The sequence below is a fragment of the Lacimicrobium sp. SS2-24 genome (genome assembly GCF_002201535.1).
Lineage (GTDB): Bacteria > Pseudomonadota > Gammaproteobacteria > Enterobacterales > Alteromonadaceae > Lacimicrobium.
In genome coordinates this window covers 23,738-43,805 of sequence record NZ_NIWW01000008.1, presented here as the reverse complement: position 1 = coordinate 43,805, position 20,068 = coordinate 23,738, and the positions used below count along the sequence as shown (strand labels likewise).

At 40.4% G+C, this 20,068-nt stretch carries 15 protein-coding genes; 1 reads left to right on the top strand and 14 read right to left on the bottom strand.

The genetic code is table 11. The annotated features are described in order from the left end of the window. Positions 1-56: 56 nt before the first annotated feature. The gene (locus CCY32_RS13450; protein WP_168171522.1) at positions 57-797 is read left to right on the top strand and encodes an FkbM family methyltransferase; all 741 of its coding nucleotides are present in this window, start codon (positions 57-59) and stop codon (positions 795-797) included. A gap of 202 nt (positions 798-999) precedes the next feature. Here CCY32_RS13450 and CCY32_RS13445 read toward each other — a convergent pair whose 3' ends face one another. From CCY32_RS13445 to CCY32_RS13380, 14 genes are all read right to left on the bottom strand, one after another. Then, positions 1,000-1,857: a glycosyltransferase gene (locus CCY32_RS13445; RefSeq protein WP_281492517.1), complete on the bottom strand. Its 858-nt coding sequence runs from the start codon at positions 1,855-1,857 to the stop codon at positions 1,000-1,002. A gap of 130 nt (positions 1,858-1,987) precedes the next feature. Continuing rightward, positions 1,988-2,959, bottom strand: a complete 972-nt coding sequence (locus tag CCY32_RS13440; RefSeq protein WP_088331556.1) for a glycosyltransferase family 2 protein — start codon at positions 2,957-2,959, stop codon at positions 1,988-1,990. A 490-nt stretch (positions 2,960-3,449) separates the two neighbouring features. Next, on the bottom strand, positions 3,450-4,658 hold the full coding sequence (locus tag CCY32_RS13435) for a glycosyltransferase family 61 protein (protein ID WP_088331555.1): 1,209 nt from the start codon (positions 4,656-4,658) through the stop codon (positions 3,450-3,452). Positions 4,659-4,661: 3 nt separating this feature from the next. After that, on the bottom strand, positions 4,662-5,438 hold the full coding sequence (locus CCY32_RS13430; RefSeq protein WP_088331554.1) for a sulfotransferase family 2 domain-containing protein: 777 nt from the start codon (positions 5,436-5,438) through the stop codon (positions 4,662-4,664). Beyond that, the gene (locus tag CCY32_RS13425; protein WP_088331553.1) at positions 5,438-8,725 is read right to left on the bottom strand and encodes a glycosyltransferase; all 3,288 of its coding nucleotides are present in this window, start codon (positions 8,723-8,725) and stop codon (positions 5,438-5,440) included. Before CCY32_RS13425 ends, CCY32_RS13430 begins: the two co-directional genes overlap by 1 nt. Positions 8,726-8,866: 141 nt before the next feature. After that, positions 8,867-9,403 carry a dTDP-4-dehydrorhamnose 3,5-epimerase gene (gene rfbC / locus CCY32_RS13420; RefSeq protein ID WP_088331552.1) on the bottom strand — a complete coding sequence of 179 codons (537 nt, stop codon included), beginning with the start codon at positions 9,401-9,403 and terminating at the stop codon, positions 8,867-8,869. Between the two features lies 1 nt (position 9,404). Then, positions 9,405-10,319, bottom strand: coding sequence for a glucose-1-phosphate thymidylyltransferase RfbA (rfbA, locus tag CCY32_RS13415; RefSeq protein WP_088331551.1), 915 nt, complete (start codon positions 10,317-10,319; stop codon positions 9,405-9,407). After that, entirely contained in the window at positions 10,312-11,052 is a 741-nt protein-coding gene (locus CCY32_RS13410; RefSeq protein WP_088331549.1) for an ATP-binding cassette domain-containing protein, read from the bottom strand. Before CCY32_RS13410 ends, rfbA begins: the two co-directional genes overlap by 8 nt. Next, positions 11,049-11,882 carry an ABC transporter permease gene (locus CCY32_RS13405; protein ID WP_141096233.1) on the bottom strand — a complete coding sequence of 278 codons (834 nt, stop codon included), beginning with the start codon at positions 11,880-11,882 and terminating at the stop codon, positions 11,049-11,051. Before CCY32_RS13405 ends, CCY32_RS13410 begins: the two co-directional genes overlap by 4 nt. Further along, positions 11,837-12,724 carry a dTDP-4-dehydrorhamnose reductase gene (rfbD, locus tag CCY32_RS13400; RefSeq protein WP_088331545.1) on the bottom strand — a complete coding sequence of 296 codons (888 nt, stop codon included), beginning with the start codon at positions 12,722-12,724 and terminating at the stop codon, positions 11,837-11,839. Before rfbD ends, CCY32_RS13405 begins: the two co-directional genes overlap by 46 nt. Positions 12,725-12,726: 2 nt before the next feature. Next, the gene (gene rfbB / locus CCY32_RS13395) at positions 12,727-13,806 is read right to left on the bottom strand and encodes a dTDP-glucose 4,6-dehydratase (RefSeq protein ID WP_088331543.1); all 1,080 of its coding nucleotides are present in this window, start codon (positions 13,804-13,806) and stop codon (positions 12,727-12,729) included. An 825-nt stretch (positions 13,807-14,631) separates the two neighbouring features. Next, on the bottom strand, positions 14,632-16,254 hold the full coding sequence (locus CCY32_RS13390; protein WP_141096232.1) for a hypothetical protein: 1,623 nt from the start codon (positions 16,252-16,254) through the stop codon (positions 14,632-14,634). Between the two features lie 177 nt (positions 16,255-16,431). Continuing rightward, positions 16,432-17,748, bottom strand: a complete 1,317-nt coding sequence (locus CCY32_RS13385) for a hypothetical protein (protein ID WP_088331539.1) — start codon at positions 17,746-17,748, stop codon at positions 16,432-16,434. Positions 17,749-17,987: 239 nt separating this feature from the next. Continuing rightward, positions 17,988-20,063, bottom strand: a complete 2,076-nt coding sequence (locus CCY32_RS13380; RefSeq protein WP_088331537.1) for a secretin N-terminal domain-containing protein — start codon at positions 20,061-20,063, stop codon at positions 17,988-17,990. Positions 20,064-20,068 lie beyond the last annotated feature (5 nt).

Below are 20,068 nucleotides of genomic sequence, written 5' to 3'. Positions count from 1 at the left end.
CAATACTTCGCTTCCTAAGGGAAATCAGGTTTTCTATAGATAGTGATCCAGATCACTTGGCATTAGATAAATTCTCTGCGCTTTGTTCGTTATTTGAGGAGCTTAGAGACTTTGATTTCGAAATTCACGAAAAACATGTCAATATTTTACAATATGGGAATGCTATGCACTTCCCATTACCTTTACCCAGGATAAAGCTTGAGCATATTGCGTGTGGATATGCAAATTGGTTGTTCAATAAATATCATTTACAAGGATTTGTAGAGGTCGAGGACGGCGATATTATAATTGATTGCGGGGCATTTGTTGGTGGCTTTTCCGTTGCTTGTGCCAATATAGCAAAATTAATCATTGCGATTGAGCCATCTTCACTTAACTATTTCTGCTTAGACAACAACCTTAAGCCATACGAAAACGCGTTGGCTTTGCGCTTTGCGCTGGGTAATGAGTGTGGAGTTGTTCAGCTCAATTGCTCTACATCCGCCGTTGAACATTCACTGTTAGAGCCAGATGATGGTGATATCTTATATACAGAGACAGTAGCGATATCAAGAGTTGACGCGTTAATTAAGTCTATTGGTATCGATAGAGTAGACTTCCTAAAACTGGAAGCCGAAGGCTTCGAGCCAGAAATCATAACCGGCTTAGGCGAACTTCGCCCCAAGAAACTAGCTATTGATGTAAGTCCAGAGAGGAACAATGAGTCTCCTGCCAATGAAATTATTAAAGTGTTGGTTAATCATGGGTACGAATGCAAGCAAAGAGGGCACGTCCTATTTGCCAGAAGAACAAGTTGAAGTTTAATTTGCTAACCATGAAAGTTATGAAGATTTTGTAGCAAGTCATGTCGTATGTAATATGCGACATCAAGCGCATTAGTTATAGAAAATATATCATCTATATCGTTAGCTAATCGAAGAACGCGACGAATAACGCTGCTTCACCCGTTCACTTGAGTTGTGGACTAAGTATTTACAGGATACCTAAACCTCATAAACCCTACCTTTTAAATACCAATTTCAAATAGCGCAGAAAATCACTAAAGCGCAGCCTCAATAATGACTTAAAGGAGCAAAATGTACTATGGATACGTAACATCCACTTCCACTTGGCTTGACGATATGTACCTACCCACATTTTTTCTTTCGCCTGGAGACCAATCAAATGATACAAACGCCATTCCTCTTTAAATCGAGTAAGTTCAGAAGTTAATTTAGCCGTAGTGCTTTGATGATGGCGCCGATATTCGAATCCTACCTCTTTGCTCCCTACTATTTCTCCACCTGCCATTAAAAGACGAGAGTATAGTTCTAAGTCTAAGACCATCTCCCATTCCTTAGAAAAGGATAGTTTTTTAATTACTTTTGTTCGATAACACATTGTCGGACAATATATAAAGCACCCCTTGAGTAGTTGAGATAATCCTTTATCACCCTTAATAGTATACTCGTTGTTGCTCGGCTCAATGAACCTCTTAATACTATCAGCAATAGTACTTGTCTTTATACCTTTTTCATTTATCAGCCGAACTCGACAAAACCATGCATCTGAGTTGGAATATTTTTGAACTAACTTTTGCATCACGGTGAGGTAGTTTAGTAGAAGTCGATCATCTGAATGTAATAAAATAGTATATTCTTGAGTTGCTAGGTCTATACAATGATTCCAGTTTTGAGCGATACCTTCTCTGCACGGTTTTGTTATGATAACTTTAGGTTCTAGTTCTCGTATTTTAGACATTGTGTTTACGGATACTGCAGAACCCAAGGATATTATTAATTCATTATAAGAGCCATGCTGCTGAACAACACTAGCTACTGCCTCCAAAAGAAAGCTTTCAGAGCCATAATGTGGAATGCATATGGAAAACAGTCGTTTATCCCCTAAATTTCAAATTAGATATAGAGCACAACAAGCTTTATGTTTTCACAAAAATAAAACAAATAGCTACCGGGTCCTTCAGAAATGCAATTCATTTAAAAGTGTTTTACTCTCTATAGCTTTTAAAGTTAACGAAAAACAACAAAAAATACATATATATACTTAATGTCCAATGCTGTTTAGTCAGCCTGTTAGCAAAAAAAACCTTGAACCTATCTACTAATCCCGCGTTTTCTAGCCGTGAAACACTGTCAATAAGAAAGTTGCTATATCCACGCTCATTCGACCGCTTGGCAGCAGCTATGGCTTGCATAATTGTATACTTTAAACTCAATGGAGCCGCTATCACATTCTTATATAAATATGGTTTAAAGGGATTTCTCCATAAATCTTTACCTTTAGCACCAACCTGATTATGAGAATGTTGTCGATACTTCACTAAAGGAGCATCAATGTAGTCAACTTTACCATTAAATGACGCCAATAGTGCAAGCCACCAGTCATGCATCACTACTGCAGTGTCAAACGGCACACTTAGTTCAATCAAACATCTATTAAAAGCTGAACTACATCCCGTAACAAAGTTTTGTACTGAGAGGGTACTTGCTGGATTAACTAGCTCATGATGTAAACCTTGAAAAGACATAAACGATTTAGAAAGTTCATTTAACTTTTCATCTACCACCATCAGATCTGAATAAATTATAGTTGGCACAGTAGCCCATTCCTTAGACATAATACCTACGCTTTTACTTATTCTTTCTAGTTTTTTACATATCCAAACATCATCTTGATCTGCAAACATATATATCTCTGCTTGGTAACGCAATGAAGCTATAAGTAATTTTTCAAAGTTCAAATGAGGTGAACCCGTTCCTCCATATGAGTCCTCTAACAAAATGATCCTAGGGTCTAATTCTTGATACTCCTTTACTATTTCAGTAGTGCTATCATCGGAGTTATCATCTCTTACCAATAGTTTCCAATCTGTAAGTGTTTGCTGCCTCAGACTATCAATCTGCTCACGCAGGTATTTTTCTCCATTATAGGTAGCCATTAATATAAGAAATTTACTCATTTAACTACAAATTCTTCATATGAAACCAAAATAAAAATAAAGCTTAAAATTAAAAATACCTTTCTTTTAAACAGAAAAAATTATGGTTTTTTCTGACAAAGATCTAGATGTCTTCTAACATCCCCACTTCCACACAAACTATTCCATCGTTTTTTAAAAAAGGAATAATTCTCATGTGCGGTTATCAGTAAGAAATCTTTTTCGACCGCCTTCCCAATGCATATAAATATGCCTATAACTTATCTACAGCTGTCTCGGCCGAATCAAGAGCCGATTACTAGAAGGCTTACTGTAGTGCACTGAGATTGAGGCCATTTTTTACACAAAATAAACTTACTTTCCTCTCTCCATAAATTCTCAAGAAAATATGGAGCGACGTAGTACCTCATTTTTAAAAACCATCTGCTAAAACTTTATTCCTATAAATATCCAAATAGTTTGATTCAGGATCATCTAGTTTATAAGTTCTCTTTTAAATATGCGTGAGTATTTAAATTATCTCTTCTTCGAGTATAGAAGATAACAACTCCAGATCAACCTTGAGATCATCGAATGCCAGCCCCCTTCCACTATTATGCATGGGGTAAGCAGCGATAGCCTTGTAGTTAATTGACAGCGCCGAAGTTATCATTCTGTATCCGGGATCACCCAGTCCTGCGACCATAAATTCTATTACCAACGGATCGTTGTACAAGTCTGAAAAGATAATATTAGTCAACCCTGCACCATGTGCTCCCACAACAATTTCCGCTTGAGAAAATATAAAAACTTGTTCTAACAATGAATAATATCCAGGGACTACTATCTCGAACCCATAGTGATTCAATATCTGCAATAATTCGTTTTCATTGACAACAGAGCGATGCTTAGCGTCTTCTCTGCTAATATATATCCTTTTAAACCTACTACTTTCACCATATTTAGCTTTTGCAGCTCGAACGAAAACGCTATTAATATATTTTAAGTAGAGAGGGTCCCACCCACCCTTATAATGTATTCCATCTTGAAATGAAGGGCGCATTCCTCGACTTTCTTTAAAACGATGAAGAGGAACTGACACCTGAGTAGCTAATATACTATGGTGATCTCCAAACTCCACCAAGTCATCAGTGGAAACTCCCAATAATTTCAGGGAGGTAGACATAAACTCCTTTAAGTTTGATTTTTCACAAACATAAATAGGTAGGTTAGGCAAGAACTCAACGGACGCCACAACCCTTGGTAGAACATCCATAAACCAGTGAAAATACTGAAAATAATTCCTATGAAAACACCAAGAAAAATTAAAGTTTATTGTAGTATCAATTGACTCCGTTCTTTTTTTCAACCACTTCCATCGCGTATTTCTGTCACAAGCAAAATTTGGATGAAAAAACAATTTTGACTGGAAAACTGTCTCTTCTACTAAGAAATTTTCTTCAATGCTATACAGAGAACCACAGGGAAGCACTATTTCTACATTTTCCAAGTTAACTATAGAGGAAGAGCATTCAGCTGTCACTTCTAATGAAAATCTTTGAGAGCGTTCATCTACATCTTCTCCTAAATAGGAGACCCGATCATAATAATTAAGGTTGTATCTAATCAATTCATGTTTATCGGTACTTTCTTTTATGTTTGTGAATGATACTAAATCTACCGCTATAAAGTTATCATACCCACCTGGCTTATCGCTTCGTCTTTCATATGGTACAAGCATGTCTCACCTTTCTTGGGATAATCTTTTTGAAACATAATCATAAATTTCTAAATCCTGCCAATTCAGCTCAATCAGCTGTTTATATAATTTTTCGGTGAGTTGTTCTTCTAACAACTCTAATCTTTGACTTACAGGAAGAAGATTATGTTCTGTTACATTTTTCGGTGAAAAATCAGAAACTTTAAAATCTATACCAAAAGACTTTAATATTGGAGAAAATTTTGAAACATCAGAAGAAAAGTATTCAGTTCTTGCCAAAAGCTCCACATCATTCAAATTACTAAGAGCTTGATTTAAATTAAAACTCTTACACTTTCCTTTCTTTGTTTGTCTTGGAACTGAAGATCTAGAATCCCTACTGAGTATTCTTGCCTGCGCATTGTTTATGTGATTAATTTCCACCCTATCTTCTATGAGATTCTCAATCCAATTTCTAAAATTGAACTCGCGCGCGAGTGAGCTGGCTTTAGTCCCGTCAAAGTGCTTTTTTTTGAAATTATAAATAGACTTTATTCTCAGTAGTGGATGCCTAACAAAAACAACTGAAACAACGCGGAAATCTAGTCCTTTTGGAGAGGGTAAATAGGTTTGATGAGATGAAAATGCACTTGCAGAAGGATGCCTTTCAATAATTTTTGTAAGTTCTTCTTGATTGATAGAAAAGTAAGGAAATGGCCCATCAAAAGATATATGACCATCACCAAAATTATCCTTTAGAATAGAATCAAACGTAGTACCACTATTTTTATATATGTGATAATGACAAATTACAGTCCTCATTAGCTGTCACCTAATCTTGAATTCGGTCTATTGCTTCTATATTTATGAGGTGTCCATTTACCCCATTTTTCTTCATATATCTTTCTATTACGCTCTAATAGAGCTTCTCTTTCTGCTCCTAATTTACTAAATGTTGCCGACAAGTGATGATGAACAAATGCATCTTCCGCTAGCGCTAGCCTATATCCTTTACTCTTAATTACCATACAGTGGTCATCATCTTCAAACATCCCTCTTCCATATGATGTATCTAAATAACCAAAATCAGAAAGGTCTCTCCTTCTGAACATAACTGCGAAGTATGCCAATGTATCTATTTCAGTGTTTATTCCCCTGTATCCTGACACTACCTTTCTAGAAACGTCATACATTTCGTCCATTGATGCATACTCGACAAACACCTTAGCTTCGTTTCCTATATTATTAGTAAGCGGGCCTACTGCACCAATTTGAACATCATTCTGCAGGTGCATTACCATTGCAAAAATGGCTCCGGGGGCAACATACGTATCGTTATTTAAAAGCAATACGTATTCACCTGAAGCTGAGCGGATACCAACATTGTTGCCTTCAGCAAAACCGAGGTTTTCGGTGTTTTTAATAAATAGGCAATCAAATGAATCTTCATAACGTTTCAAGTATTCATCAATAGCATCTTGTACACTCTCGCCAGAACCATTGTCTACAACTATGAGTTCCATGTTTGGATATGTTTTCTTACCTATCAAAGAGTCTAACGTTGCTAGTGTTATTTCTGAGTCGCCATATGATAGAACCACTACTGAAACTTTTGGATACCCCCCGCCAACCACATTAGCGAAGCTGTGGGCCCTAGAATTCCATGTATTCGACTGTGCAAATTCTCTTAGCTTTTCTACTTTATTAAAGTTTTTGCCATCTTGTATGGCCGTATCCAGTTGCTTTGAAAACTCTTGGGGGTTTGAAGCAAAATAGACTATATCCTTAACCCGTGCTAACTCAGGCAGGGGCGTTGACACACAGGGTTTTCCAACTCCGCAGTATTCATAGAACTTAACCGGATCGCATGCCTCAATTATCGGTATAATCTTAAAAGGAATACATACAACGTCCATCGACGCAACAAAGTCAGGGACAGTAGCGTAAGGAATTTCACCATACAGATGAACATTATCTAGGTTGTTTAACTTAAAAACATCTTCGTTAGTTACAGCTCCAGCAATATGGAAAAAAACATCTGATCTTTCTTTTGCCACCTCTTGAATCAACTTCCAATCAAACCAATTTGAAATAGCTCCAACATATCCAACATGAAATTTTGCAGAAACTTTACTTTTCTTCTCTTTCAAGAGAGTGGGCTCTACATACCCTACACCATCTCTTTCAAAATGTTCGATTTGACCTGCATTTCTAATTAAAACTGGAGTTTTCCGCCCCTTATATTTATCAAAAAGGTATTGTGAGCTTACAACCAAGTTTTCACATTTTAATAACAGTTGATTTTCCCACTCAATTAATTGAGAAGTTGTATTATCGAAACCAGCTATATCATCCATACAGTCGAAAGTGATTCTAAACTCAGGGGAAAGAAGCTCAGCAAACTGCCACCAATACGGATGTTGGACAACCACTTCTTTTTGCCCTGCACCTAGTCGACTTGCGAAAGATAGAAACTCACCTAACCATCGACGTTTTACTTTATTAGATGCAGTACCTGTATATGGCTGGATATGACCAATCGCCGCCCTTCCAAGCCTAACTCTGTACAAATTATCTTTAATTTCTATTAATTCAAAGCTTTCCTCTTGCTCCATCTCTACGTAAAAAACACTCCAACCATCCTCAGATAGTTCTCTAGCCAAATGCTGAGGACGTTGAGTTCTAAAGTCCCACCCAATAATGGCAAAAATAAATATTACTTTTTTCGAGGAATCTAATTTAAAGCCATCTAATGAGATATTTTGGAACTGGGAGGAATTGTTATTTGATATGACGCGCTCTAAAGGGTGCTGAGGCCATGGAAGCTTTCTTCCTATGGAGTCAACCCACGCATCAGGTAAAAGTCTTCTCAGAATTAATCCACCTAGAGAGTATAATCTCCTGTATACTGATATAAACAAAGCTGAATCTCCTTTCTTTAGGTGCAAAAACAAAGATGCTTCTTTCTCCTTATAGCCCTCTAGTTCTCTCTCTAAAGAGGCGACCTTATAATTTAGATCTTCTAAAAGATCTTCGCTTTCTTGCAATCTAGTCTCTCGTTTACTTAAGATGGCCTCTAGGTTCGACATCTGCTTTTTCATATCCTTTAGCTCTTTTCTGCCTTCCATTTCAATCTTATTTCTTAACAAAACTTCGTTTTTAATATCTCGGCTTAATTGCCTGTTACTTACTTCTAACTCAACAATTTCTTGTATAGCTTCTTTTAGCCCACTAAATTTTTTCGCATTATTTTCTTCAAAGTAACCTGTAAAGCGTTCGAGTCTAATTCCTGATGTCATCAAAGCTCGATTATAATGAACCATGGAAGCTTCAAAGCTATCCTTACAATGTTCAATTTCAGATTTTGAGCCTTCAGTCACTAATAGATCATAAAGTCTATACGCCAATGGATATAGCTCGTTATCTTTTCCAGTTTCTCTGCTGTGAACATATTCATCTTTGAAATTTTGTTTTATTTCATCAACATTTTCAGTCGTTTTATTTGGAAATACAAGTTCAAAAATATTTTCCATTTCTTCTAGCTTTGAAAAAACATCATCAGTCCAACTTGGATAATTAAAAAGCATAGCATTATCCAAACAATCAGACTTTATGATAGCACACGTATAACTAGTCCAGAGCCATATTCCATAAGCCTCAGGCAATCCATTTCTTCTTTCCAATGACCGTGCCACATCAAGGGGATTCCTCAACGCCCATACTATATTCAACTTATACCCTTCTCTTTCTGATAAAATCTTCCAAAGAGGTATAAATCTAGATGCCCTCGGATCTTTGACAATTATTAAAGATTTTTTTTGATAATCGCTTTGAATTATTTCAGCTAGCAGAGAAGAGTAAAGTAGACATTCATCTGAATTAAACCATGAATTAGGAACATTTTGTATAGAAGACCAAGATAGACCTAACTTATTAAGTATTTCGTCATGCAATTTCACAATTTTCAATGATTCAAAATGCCCATCTGGATTATCTTCAGCTCCTTCCTGTGTTGATTTTGGCAGCTCACCACCGACTACAGATAACGATCTGGATAAGAATGATGTTCCGCTACGGTGACAACCAACAATCAGTATAATGTTCTTCATATAAAATCACCGGATAATTTATTATAAATATCGAAAGAAGCCAAACTTCATATCTTTGTTATTTTGATTTAAGAAAGGATATCTCTTTACTATAAATTCTTTAAACGAACATAGGATGTAGCTTATCACAACAGATATATTTCAAAATTCAGACAGACGTATAGCATTTTTATCTTTCATTGATAGGATAGGCTGAGCTGAAGTTTTTAGAGGCCATATAATTTTTATTTCCTCGTCGTTGTAATGAATTGATATTTCCGAACTTGGGTCGTAGTAATTTGTACATTTATACGTAAACTCTGCTTTTTCTGATGTTACATAAAAACCATGAGCAAAGCCCTCAGGCACCCAAAGTTGACGCATGTTCTTGTCACTAAGAAGTTCACCTACCCATTTGCCAAAGGTCGGAGAGCCATGCCTGACATCAACCGCAACATCATAGACCTCTCCTTTAACTACTCTGACCAATTTACCTTGAGTATTTCTTTTCTGATAGTGTAATCCTCGTAGGGTGTTGTAATTGGAACATGAGTGGTTTTCTTGCACAAACATTACATCAGCAACATGTTCACGAAACCAGTTGTCACGAAAAGTCTCCATAAAAAAACCACGTTCATCACCGAACACTTTTGGCTCGAGTATTTTCACATCAGGGATTTCTGTATCGATAACCTTCATATTACTTTCTAAACCTCTTGAGAAGCTCTCCAGATGGGCGAGAAGGATCATTTAGCACTTTCTTTAAGTAACCGCCATAACCACTCTTTTCTAATGAATCAGCTAACGCTTCAAACTTTTCATCACCAATAAAGCCCATCCTGTATGCAACCTCTTCAGGGCAACTCATTTTGAGTCCCTGCCGCTCCTCAATGGTTTGTACATATTGGGCTGCACTCAGTAAATTTCCATGAGTCCCTGTATCCAGCCAGGTATAGCCACGGCCCATAATTTCAACATTGAGCTTGTTGTGCTTAAGATACAGCATGTTTAGGTCAGTGATCTCCAACTCGCCTCGAGCGGAAGGTTTTACTTCTTTAGCCAAGTCACACACATCGTTATCATAGAAATAAAGTCCTGTTACGGCATAGTTCGACTTGGGGTCCTGAGGCTTTTCTTCCAAGCTGATGACTTTACCGTTTTGATCAAACTCTGCCACGCCATAAGCTTTGGGATTATCTACGTGGTAACCGAATACTGTCGCACCATCGCGCTCGTTGGCTCTATGTAACAGTTTTAAAAAACCATGGCCGTAAAATATATTGTCCCCCAGAACGAGTGTGGCTGGCGCACCATTTAAAAACTTTTCACCTAGGATAAAAGCTTGTGCCAGACCATCAGGACTCGGTTGCACCACATACTGAATATTGATGCCCCAATCACTACCATCCCCTAACAAGCGAACAAAGCCTTCCTGATCATGAGGGGTGGTGATGATAAGAATATCGCGAATGCCCGCTAACATAAGAGTCGTTAAGGGATAATAAATCATAGGTTTATCATAAATAGGCATTAACTGTTTGCTAATACCTTTTGTCAGAGGGTAGAGGCGTTTACCTGAGCCGCCGGCAAGAATAATACCTTTTCTCTTAGCCAAAACGCCTCTCCTCTGCTTTTTTGTCCTTCAACTTCTTCATGAAAACTTGGTAGACATCAGCAACGTCTTCGACATCACCTTCTCGAATTACTTTGCCTTTTTCAATCCATATAGCTCTATCGCAAAGACGTTTCACCTGTTCTCCATTATGACTGACGAAAATCACTGTTTGCTCACTATCAAACTTATCAATCATTGCTTGCTCCGCTTTTTTATTAAAGCTGGCATCCCCCACACTTAAGGTCTCATCTAGCAATAACAAATCAACTTCAGTCTTAAGTGCAGTCGCAAAGCCAAGCCTAGATCTCATACCAGAAGAATATGTCTTAACCGGTTGTTCAAAAAAATCCCCTAATTCAGAAAACTCCTTAATGGACTCTAGTACCTGTTTAGCTTGCTTTTTGGTTGCTCCTTGTAGCATCGCACTGATCAAAGCATTATCTCTTCCTGACAAATGCAAATTAAAACCCAACCCTACTGAGAGTAATGCTCTAGTTATTTTTTGAGAGGTTTCAATATATCCTGTAGTTGGTGCAATGACATCCGCTAGAATTTGAAGTAAAGTGCTTTTACCGCAGCCATTTCTACCCATTATTCCGAAGGTTTCACCTTTATACACCGAGAAACTTACATCGGTTAATGCATGATGTTTGAATCTACTAAAAAAGCCTAACGATGAATAAGTTAGCGATACATTTTTAACCTCAAGAAGAATATTTTTACTTGTTTTCATGAGTGAATAACCTTGGATGTTATAATATATTGAGTTTTATGAAAAACCCACATCCAAAAAGCAATAATAGATAAAAATACTCCACCTAAAATAATTAAGTGTTTGATATCTGGAACCTGATTATGAATCACTATTTTTCGATATCCATCGATAATGAAGGCTAAGGGTTGGTATGTAATTAAAATGTCTTTATAGAACTGACTTTCAATGTCGTTTACATCGAAAAATATTCCAGAAGAAAACATAAAAAACAAAGTAACTATTGGTATGGTGTGTTGAACGTCAGGGATCATTGCAACGATCCAAGTAAAAGGAAGAGTAAGAGCAATTATAAAAAACAGGTTCACCGCTATCAAAGGTATTAACCAGAGCCAAGACCAATCTATAATGCTTCCACCTAATACTAACATGAATAAAAATAATACTACAAAAACCACCAACTGTTTATATAGTGACTCAAAAATATTAGTAAACGGAAATATTGATATTGGGATTTTAGTTTGTGCCATCAGTCCCCTTTTCCCTGCTAAGCAGCATGCTCCTCCAGTTAAGCTCTTGGCAAACCATAGGAAGGGAATTTGTCCCATAATTAAGAAAAAGAAAAATCCTGGTTGTCCTCTAAGTAAAAGAACTTCAATAACCAAGTAAAACATCGCTACATAAATCAGAGGCTCCAGCAGCCACCATAAGTAACTTAAATAAGTCTGGGCTGCGTTGGCTTTAAGATTGAGACGAGCTTGTGTGTCAATTAGAGCTATATATTGAGAAAGCTTCAAAATGGAACCTATTGCTTTATGTTTTTTATGGTCAGAGGAAGAAACGTTTGCCAATCAGGAATCATAAAACCCATGGTTCTCTCCAGTTTTTTAGTAGATAACCGTGAATTCAATGGTCTGGTTGCTTCTGTAGGGTATTGTGAGGTAGATATCCCCCTGACATCTTGAATCATCAGCTCAAAGCCCTGTAATTTTGCTTCCGAAAATATCTCTTTCGCAAAACTATACCAAGTAGTTTCTCCGCGCGGTGAAAGGTGGTAAATGCCAGGCTCAAAATTCAGACTATTAATGAGTCTGTAAATGAACAACATCGTTACATGCGAGATAAGAATTGCTGGTGTTGGTACTCCTACTTGGTCATCAACAATTTTCAGCTCTTTACGCTCTTGACCTAACCTCAACATTGTTTTCAAGAAGTTATTCCCCCGGTAGGAGTAAACCCAACTAGTTCGGAATATAAGATGCTTATCACAATGCTGTTGCACTGCGACATCTCCTTTCAATTTTGTTTCACCATAAACACTAAGTGGTCCAGGAGTATCGTTTTCAACCCAAGGAGTATCACCATCACCTGGGTATACATAATCTGTAGAATAATGAATCAGCCAAGCATCGTTTTCACTAGCATAACGAGCCAATTGTTTTGGTAACTCGGCATTCAACCTTTTAGCTGCTTGTACTTCTTGCTCTGCATTATCAACCGATGTCCAGGCAGCCGGATTAACAATAAGGCTAGGCTTGTGCTCCTCTAAATATGCATCTACCGCCTTTTCGTCAGCTAGATCTAGCTGAGCTCTGGTTGGTGCCAAAATCTCTCCAAATACAGCCAGGTCCCGTACTAACTCGTAACCCACCTGTCCGGTACTCCCGGTAATAAGTATCTTAAGCGGCTCCATATTTAATCCAATTTCCCTAATCGTTGCCCCTGATACTCACGAGAGCGTACACACTTCCACCATTCTTTGTTTTCCAAGTACCATTGCACGGTCTTTCGCATGCCCGTCTCAAATGTTTCTTCAGGAGTCCAACCGAGCTCCCGCTCAATTTTACCAGCATCAATGGCATAACGCACATCGTGGCCAGGCCGGTCTGCCACATAGGTGATTAGGTCTCTGTACTTCGCCAAACCTTTCGGTTTTTCGGGCAGCAGCTCCTCGAGAAGTTCACAAAGCGTCTGAACCACTTCAATATTCTGCTTTTCGTTATGGCCGCCAATGTTATACGTCTGCCCTACTTGCCCCTGAGAGGCAACTTTAATAAGAGCCCGGGCGTGATCTTCCACGTACAGCCAATCGCGAATTTGCGCCCCATCCCCATAAATAGGTAAAGGTTTGCCATCCAACGCATTTAGGATCATTAGTGGGATTAGCTTCTCGGGGAAGTGGTAGGGCCCATAGTTGTTGGAGCAATTACTCACTAGTGTCGGCAGACCATAAGTACGTTGCCACGCCCGCACCAGATGGTCAGAGCTGGCTTTACTGGCGGAATAGGGTGAGCTTGGAGCATAGGCAGTATGTTCGGTAAACAGGTCATCCGTACCTTCCAGATCGCCATAGACTTCATCGGTAGAAATATGATGAAAGCGAAACTCTTCAGCCTTATCGGTCCGGCTCTCTTTCAGCGCCAGCCAATACTTCCTGGCCTCCTCCAATAAAATGTACGTCCCTAGTATGTTGGTTTCGATAAACGCCGCAGGACCATCAATAGAGCGGTCCACATGGCTCTCGGCTGCCAGATGCATGATCACATCCGGTTGATGAGTATCCAAAACCGACTTTATGCCAATGGCATCGCAAATATCAATTTGCTCAAAGGTATACCTTGGATTACTCTCAATGGAGGCCAATGATTCCAGGTTACCTGCATAGGTCAATTTATCTACGTTAATTACTTGGTGAGTTGTGTTATTTATCAGTTCCCTGACCACAGCTGAACCAATAAAGCCGGCTCCCCCGGTAATTAAAAACGTTTTATCCATGATGTCTCTACCAAAATTATGAGCAATGTAATGGTTCGGCGCGCATTGTAACGTTGATAAACCGCAAACTTAAGAGCTATTTGAAATGTATTTACTAAACATTTTTAAACTGGTAACGCCTGAGTTTTCTAGACACTTTCCATATCCTTGAATTACTGCCGATCATACTCAGTCGGTGACAGTCGCCCGTTGTTTGTGTGCCGGCGCTTTGGATTGTAAAACATCTCAATGTAATGGAACATTGCTTATCGTACATCATCTCTGGTTTTGTATTTGATGCGCCTGATTTTCTCCTTCTTGAGATTGCTGAAGAAACTCTCCGCTAATGCGTTATCCCAACAGTTACCTCGCAGACTCCTACTGGGCGGAACATCCAGTGTATTAAGTAACTTTCTGAAGCTACCACTGCTATATTGAGAGCCTTAGTCAGAATGCAGGTAAACCGCATCTGGTGGTTTTCTGCGCCAATAAGCAGCGGTTATAGCATCCATCACCAGCTCTTCTGTCATTCTGTCACTCATCTACCAGCCAACAATATTGCGAGCGTATAAATCCATTACGACCGCACGGGATATTCGCTTCCAGAAGATCTAAATGCAGATTACGGTAGCCATGGTGGACAACCTGATTTACTACTTCTTGTTTAAATTCATTCGATTAACGGATACCTGAGCCCATGATTTACCTCATATGGTTTAAGTTACATTTTTACCATAAAAAGTGTTTGGAAATCTCAGGCCTACCACTGCGCCATAAAGGTTTCAATCCCCCCATGTCTGGGGGGGAAATATTTCCCTACGTGCAATACGCTAAACACGGCAAGCCTTACTGTGAGTTGACAGAGCCTGTATTAATGTGGCCATCAGAACACCCTTCCTTTAGTGATATTGTCAGCGCATTAGTTTTATCTAACCGCTGGGCACGCTCTAACATTCCCATCGCAAAGTCGCAGCGCCCGTCATTTATATAGATTCTCGCGATATTGGCCAATATCGCTGCTTTGTCCTTATTTCTGGTCACCGCCTTCAGCGCCATCACACCCACGTGCTTAGCGCGCTCTGCATTCCCGTTTTCATACAATGCGTTCATGTATGAAATAATAGTCGCTGCCTGCAGATGCCCAGTATCAGCTCCCACTTTTATTGCAATTCGCAGCCATTTTTGAGCTTGCGCCATATTGTCCCGGCGCGCATATAATGCGCCAAGCGCTCCGTAAGTTCTCGAATTATCAGCTGTGTAGGTTAACTCATGACGATAGAACGCTACTGGCTTTGTCCACAGTACGTTGCGAGCATAAGTAAAATAGCTCGCCGAGGTAAAAATAAGCAGAATTAATATGACTGCCACTCTCGCCTTCAATTGGAACAGCTTCATTAAACCCACAGATAGCAACGTCACTAAAAATGCATTGGGTAAGTAACTACGATGTTCAAAAGCCAAATCCGGTAAGACAACCAACATTGACTCAACGCTGTGTGCCAGGTAATAAAGCAATATTAAACAGGCAACTAAAGGAGCGCGATTGAGCATTTGCCAAACAATGGCCAAAACAGACATATGACCCAATGCCGCCAACCACACCTGATAGTCTCCCCAGCTATAGGGGGAAACTGAATATTCCAACAATAAGGGGTGAGGTACAAAAAACTTATAAATATAAAGCCACATAACGACCAATTGATGGCCGAAATAATCCACTCTCGGTAGTTCAGAGTCCAACCTAAGAGCGCTGTCCAGCGTCTCCAGCCGCCCCTCAGAGGGCACAATGACCAAAAAAATCAACGTTACAAGTGCAAGAACCAAAAGTGGTTTTACGACTACCTTAAGGCGGGAGTTTAGCAACGCTACCTCAAGCAACAGAACCGCAGCCGGCAACGTAATTATATTCTGTTTTGTCAGCATTCCCGCAACAAAAGCCGCTATAACAAGTAAACCATAACCAACTATACCCTGTAGGGTTGAGGCTTGCCTGGCTCTTAAATAAGCCCAAAGACCCAGCAAATAGAACAATGCAGCCATCACTGCCAGCCGCTGAACCACATACGTTACAGCCTGAGTATTCAGGGGCAATAGCAGAAAAATACCTGCAGCAATTAAACCTACGCGCAGCGCGTCTTGTCTGCTCTTTCCTGCGCACAGCATCAAGTCGCGGCTCAAGAACCCCAGGGCGACGCCTACAAGCGCGTGGAGAACCAGGTTCACGGCATGAAAAGCAATAATAGATTCTCCCCATATAGCTTGATTGAGTGCAAAACTAAAATAGCCAAGCTCACGCATGGGAAAGTAGCGGTGAAGCAAGTTCCAATCAAGTGTATTAATGATGGGGTTATTAACAATTGACTCAAAGTCATCAAGATAAAAAGGCACGCTTAAAGCCGGATAATACGCGCACGCAAAAAGCGTTGACACCATAAAAACAAATAACCAATGAACAGCACGAGCGTTCAAGCTTACCTCCATAAGTAAATGTCAGAAAAACGGGAAAATGCTATTTCGAAAGCCGCCTCAGAGGCAAGCACTTTTTACGATATAACCACCTGATAGTGATGAAGAACTTCTATGTTCTCACTGCAGTGCAAAAAAAAAGCGAGCCAGAGGCTCGCTTTTCTATTCAGTCAGTAAAAATTACTGAACAGGTGTGTACAGACGATCACCACGTACATTGTACGCGCTGAATACTTCAATCTGACCAGATGGAGAATTAATTACCAGGGTAATATCCATCTTCTTAGAGCTGCCATCGTACCCTTCTGCTTCCAGAGCGAGACGAATTGAACTGCTCAACGCAGTGATTTTGTTCGCTTCAGCAGCAGTATCCAACATTACTGGACCGTATTCATTTCCAGCGTCATCAAATGCAGTCAGCTCGATGTCACCAGTTACGGATCCGTCGTTAGATACGTAGATGATTTGGCTGATACCTGAGCCATAAGGCATGTAAGGAATATTTACGGTTGCACCGCTCAGATCCCAGGCACCGAGGCTCAGACCAGACGCATCAACAGAACCGGTAGTACCGCCCAGCGCATAATTTACTGTCAGATCACCAGAGAAGCTCTGAGCAACCAATTGGTTTGCATCTTCATCAGCAGAACCCAGAGAATCGAACGTGATACCGAACGTACCAGCGAAGTCTGAAGACTCAACTGACAAAGTCGTACCACTGAGCGCACTGTCAGCTGTTTCAGTTACACCCGTTACAGTGTAGTAGTCACTGCTCAGCTCACCGTCACCATCCAACAGGAAGTCCATGGTGCTAGCAGCAGTAACATCCAGAGCGACACTACTACCCGTTACACCCAGCAGGTCGGCCTCCTGTGTTACTGTGATTGAGAACGCATCAGTAGTTCCGCTCAGGAACTGCTTACGCTCTTCTTCAACGTCAATGGTGGCATCAAGAGCTGTAGCAACACTCACATCAAACTCAGAAACTGCCTGAGCGATTGGTGTAGCTGTACCAGAATCGATATCAAAGCCTTGCAGAGTCTGACCAACAGACGCCAGTGTTACTGCACCGTCGAACGCTTTCAGGGTAATCCCTTCAAGAATACCGAAATCAGTTGCAGTTACGCCGTTGTCATCCACAGGACGCAAAGTGATACTGTTAGTACCCACTTCCAGCACATCGAACGAACCAATACCGTCAGTCAGCACCGCTTCCAGAGCAGCTTCGTCAACTGAGTCGATCTCTGCGCCTGCAAAGGTTAGCAGCAACACATCGTTCTCGTTGTAAGACTTCTCAGTCTCGAAGTTCACTCCAATCTCACCTGCTCCACTACCCAGGGTAATAGTTTCTGCGATCGCCAGACCTTCGGCTGAAACGAGTTGCCAATCAACATCAGTATCTACGCCAGACGTGGTTCCGGTAATGTTCGCAGCATTCGCAGAAGCCGCACTCGCCACTGCAGCGGCGATAAGAGTCTTCTTAAGAATAGATTTCATTTCTTATTCTCCAATTTCATGAAATTGGGAATATAACGATATCGTTATATTCCGTTCCTAGTTCCTTTACTAGCTAGGTTTAAAGTAGAAGCTCTCCATCTATGGAGGGCCTCTTACCAAAGCTAATTCTTAATGAAGCATAAGTATCTGTCAACACTTAGAAAAATAAAAAGCCTACTTACGCCTGCCTATTGCTTATATTATATACGTTTAAACTAAAAATCCCTATCAAATAATTATCAGTTTAAGGGTATACGTATATTTTCAAGTCCGTTCTGAAAATCCATCATCAGCTTTTCCCAATCGTCGTTACGCTCAATAACTCTTGGCGTAACCAACATCACCAGCTCAGTTTTTGTCTTAGAGTCATTGCGCTCTTTAAATAAGTTACCGATAAAAGGAAGATCCCCAAATCCCGGCACTTTGATCTCACCATTTGAGACATCTTCGCTGATAAGTCCACCTAATAATACGGTACGGCCACTTTCCACGACCACTTCAGTGTCCAAAGAGCGCTCAAAGATTGAAGGCGAGCCTCCACTTCCAGCAGTGGTGTCAACGGTGTTACTGATCTGCTGCTTTATATTCATGATAACAACCCCCTGTGCATTAATAGTGGGCGTTACCGCCACATCCACCCCGGTCTTACGGTAAACAATATTGGTCGTCACATTGCCACCATCCTGAGACACAGTGCCCCCTACAACAGGAATATCTGTACCCACGCTAATATTTGCGGACACACCATCTCTCACGAGCATGGAGGGGTTAGACAGCACATTTATGAACTTATTTTCTTTAAAGAAAGACGCAACTGCCTCAGTTCCGCCATCCAGAAAACTCAAATTCAGTCCTCCGGTTTCACCTGCGCTGAACGCCCCTTTGGTAGTCAAAGCAAAGCGACTGCTATTTCTCAGTGCAAATTCAACGCCGAACTTAAAGTCATCACTCATTGTCACCTCAGCGATGAGCACCTCCAGCAGTACTTGCTTAGGTAACACGTCCAGTCGCTCCAATAGTGGCATCAATGCCTGGTATTGAGAGCCTGATGTTTTAAAAATCAGGGAGTTACTGCGCTCATCCACAACAAAAGAAATATTACTGGCGGAAATCACTCTATTGGAACGAACTGATTCGTTTGCCAGCTGGTCGGCATTTTCGCCGGTGGATTGATTGTTTCGCTGAACACGCTCTTGAGAGCGTCCCCCACTCAGAGAAATCAACCTTCCCACACTATCACCCAAGTCTGTTGCCCGTGCGAAACGCGGGTGATAGACAAAATACTGTTCATTGTCTCCACGAGTTGGCTTGTCAAGAACCGAGGCCCAGTATCGCACACGATTCAACAATTCCTCTGAGGTCGCAAACACAGCTGCGGCTCCAATATGGTTAAGAGTAACCAAGGCTATATTCTTGTTTTGCCCATCCGCAATACCCACATCGAGCCCTTCATTCTTCATCAACGTTTGAGTCTGAGTTACAAACTCCTCAAGTGGTATATAAGTCAGAGAGATTAGCCCTATATGTTTACCTCGATTAGCAGGAACATCCAACATTTGTACGAGTTCAATAGCCCTTAGAATGTTGTTACGATCTCCCATTACAAATAAGGTACTTTGCTCGTAATCAGAGCGGATATCAGCCTCGATAAGCTCTCTGATGGTGCGCTCCATACTGATCCGAATGCCATATTTAAGAGGGATGACTTGCAGGATTTGTCCCGCAACGGATGGAACACTTTCTATGGTTCGACCTATCCCTATAGTCGCCTTTGCTTTTCCTAACGCCGCAGCCTGAAAAAAGAAAACATCACCACTATAGTCTATTGAAACCTGCTGATTATCTAACACATTAGCGACTAATCGAAACAGTTCTCTTTTACTGATGGCGTTAGAGACATTAAGGGTCACCGGGGTTTTGTTCCCTTTGAGATCAGGTGCCAACACATAGTTCTTTGCCAGGATTTCGCCAAAAGCATAATGCAAAAATTCGGTCAGCGGCATTTTATCTGCTGCAATAGTAACCTTTTCGGAGTCACTAAACTCACGAGCGAGCGTATTTGCTTTACGTTCCTTTTGGGCATTCTGCGCTATAGGCTGCAAAGGCTCATAAGGTGGGCGACCTTCTATTTCGCTGTTCTCAATATCTTCGGGTAAAGTCTTGTCAGTTGAACCTTCAAGGTACGAGCGTTTGATCTTATATGTAAAACGCTCATCTTTACCCTGCTGAGAGGATTCCTTTGTGGTTGCACAACCGCTTAACGCCAATACCAAACCGAGAAAGATACAAACATGTTTCACTGCACAGTCCTTCATTATTT

Bases quoted from the DNA above. Each gene is read 5' to 3' on its own strand.
- CCY32_RS13410 (WP_088331549.1), bottom strand. From the start codon at position 11,052: ATGAAAACAAGTAAAAATATTCTTCTTGAGGTTAAAAATGTATCGCTA.
- CCY32_RS13425 (WP_088331553.1), bottom strand. From the start codon at position 8,725: ATGAAGAACATTATACTGATTGTTGGTTGTCACCGTAGCGGAACATCA.
- CCY32_RS13430 (WP_088331554.1), bottom strand. From the start codon at position 5,438: ATGAGGACTGTAATTTGTCATTATCACATATATAAAAATAGTGGTACT.
- CCY32_RS13435 (WP_088331555.1), bottom strand. From the start codon at position 4,658: ATGCTTGTACCATATGAAAGACGAAGCGATAAGCCAGGTGGGTATGAT.
- rfbB (WP_088331543.1), bottom strand. From the start codon at position 13,806: ATGGATAAAACGTTTTTAATTACCGGGGGAGCCGGCTTTATTGGTTCA.
- CCY32_RS13380 (WP_088331537.1), bottom strand. From the start codon at position 20,063: ATGAAGGACTGTGCAGTGAAACATGTTTGTATCTTTCTCGGTTTGGTA.
- rfbC (WP_088331552.1), bottom strand. From the start codon at position 9,403: ATGAAGGTTATCGATACAGAAATCCCTGATGTGAAAATACTCGAGCCA.
- CCY32_RS13440 (WP_088331556.1), bottom strand. From the start codon at position 2,959: ATGAGTAAATTTCTTATATTAATGGCTACCTATAATGGAGAAAAATAC.
- rfbD (WP_088331545.1), bottom strand. From the start codon at position 12,724: ATGGAGCCGCTTAAGATACTTATTACCGGGAGTACCGGACAGGTGGGT.
- CCY32_RS13385 (WP_088331539.1), bottom strand. From the start codon at position 17,748: ATGAAATCTATTCTTAAGAAGACTCTTATCGCCGCTGCAGTGGCGAGT.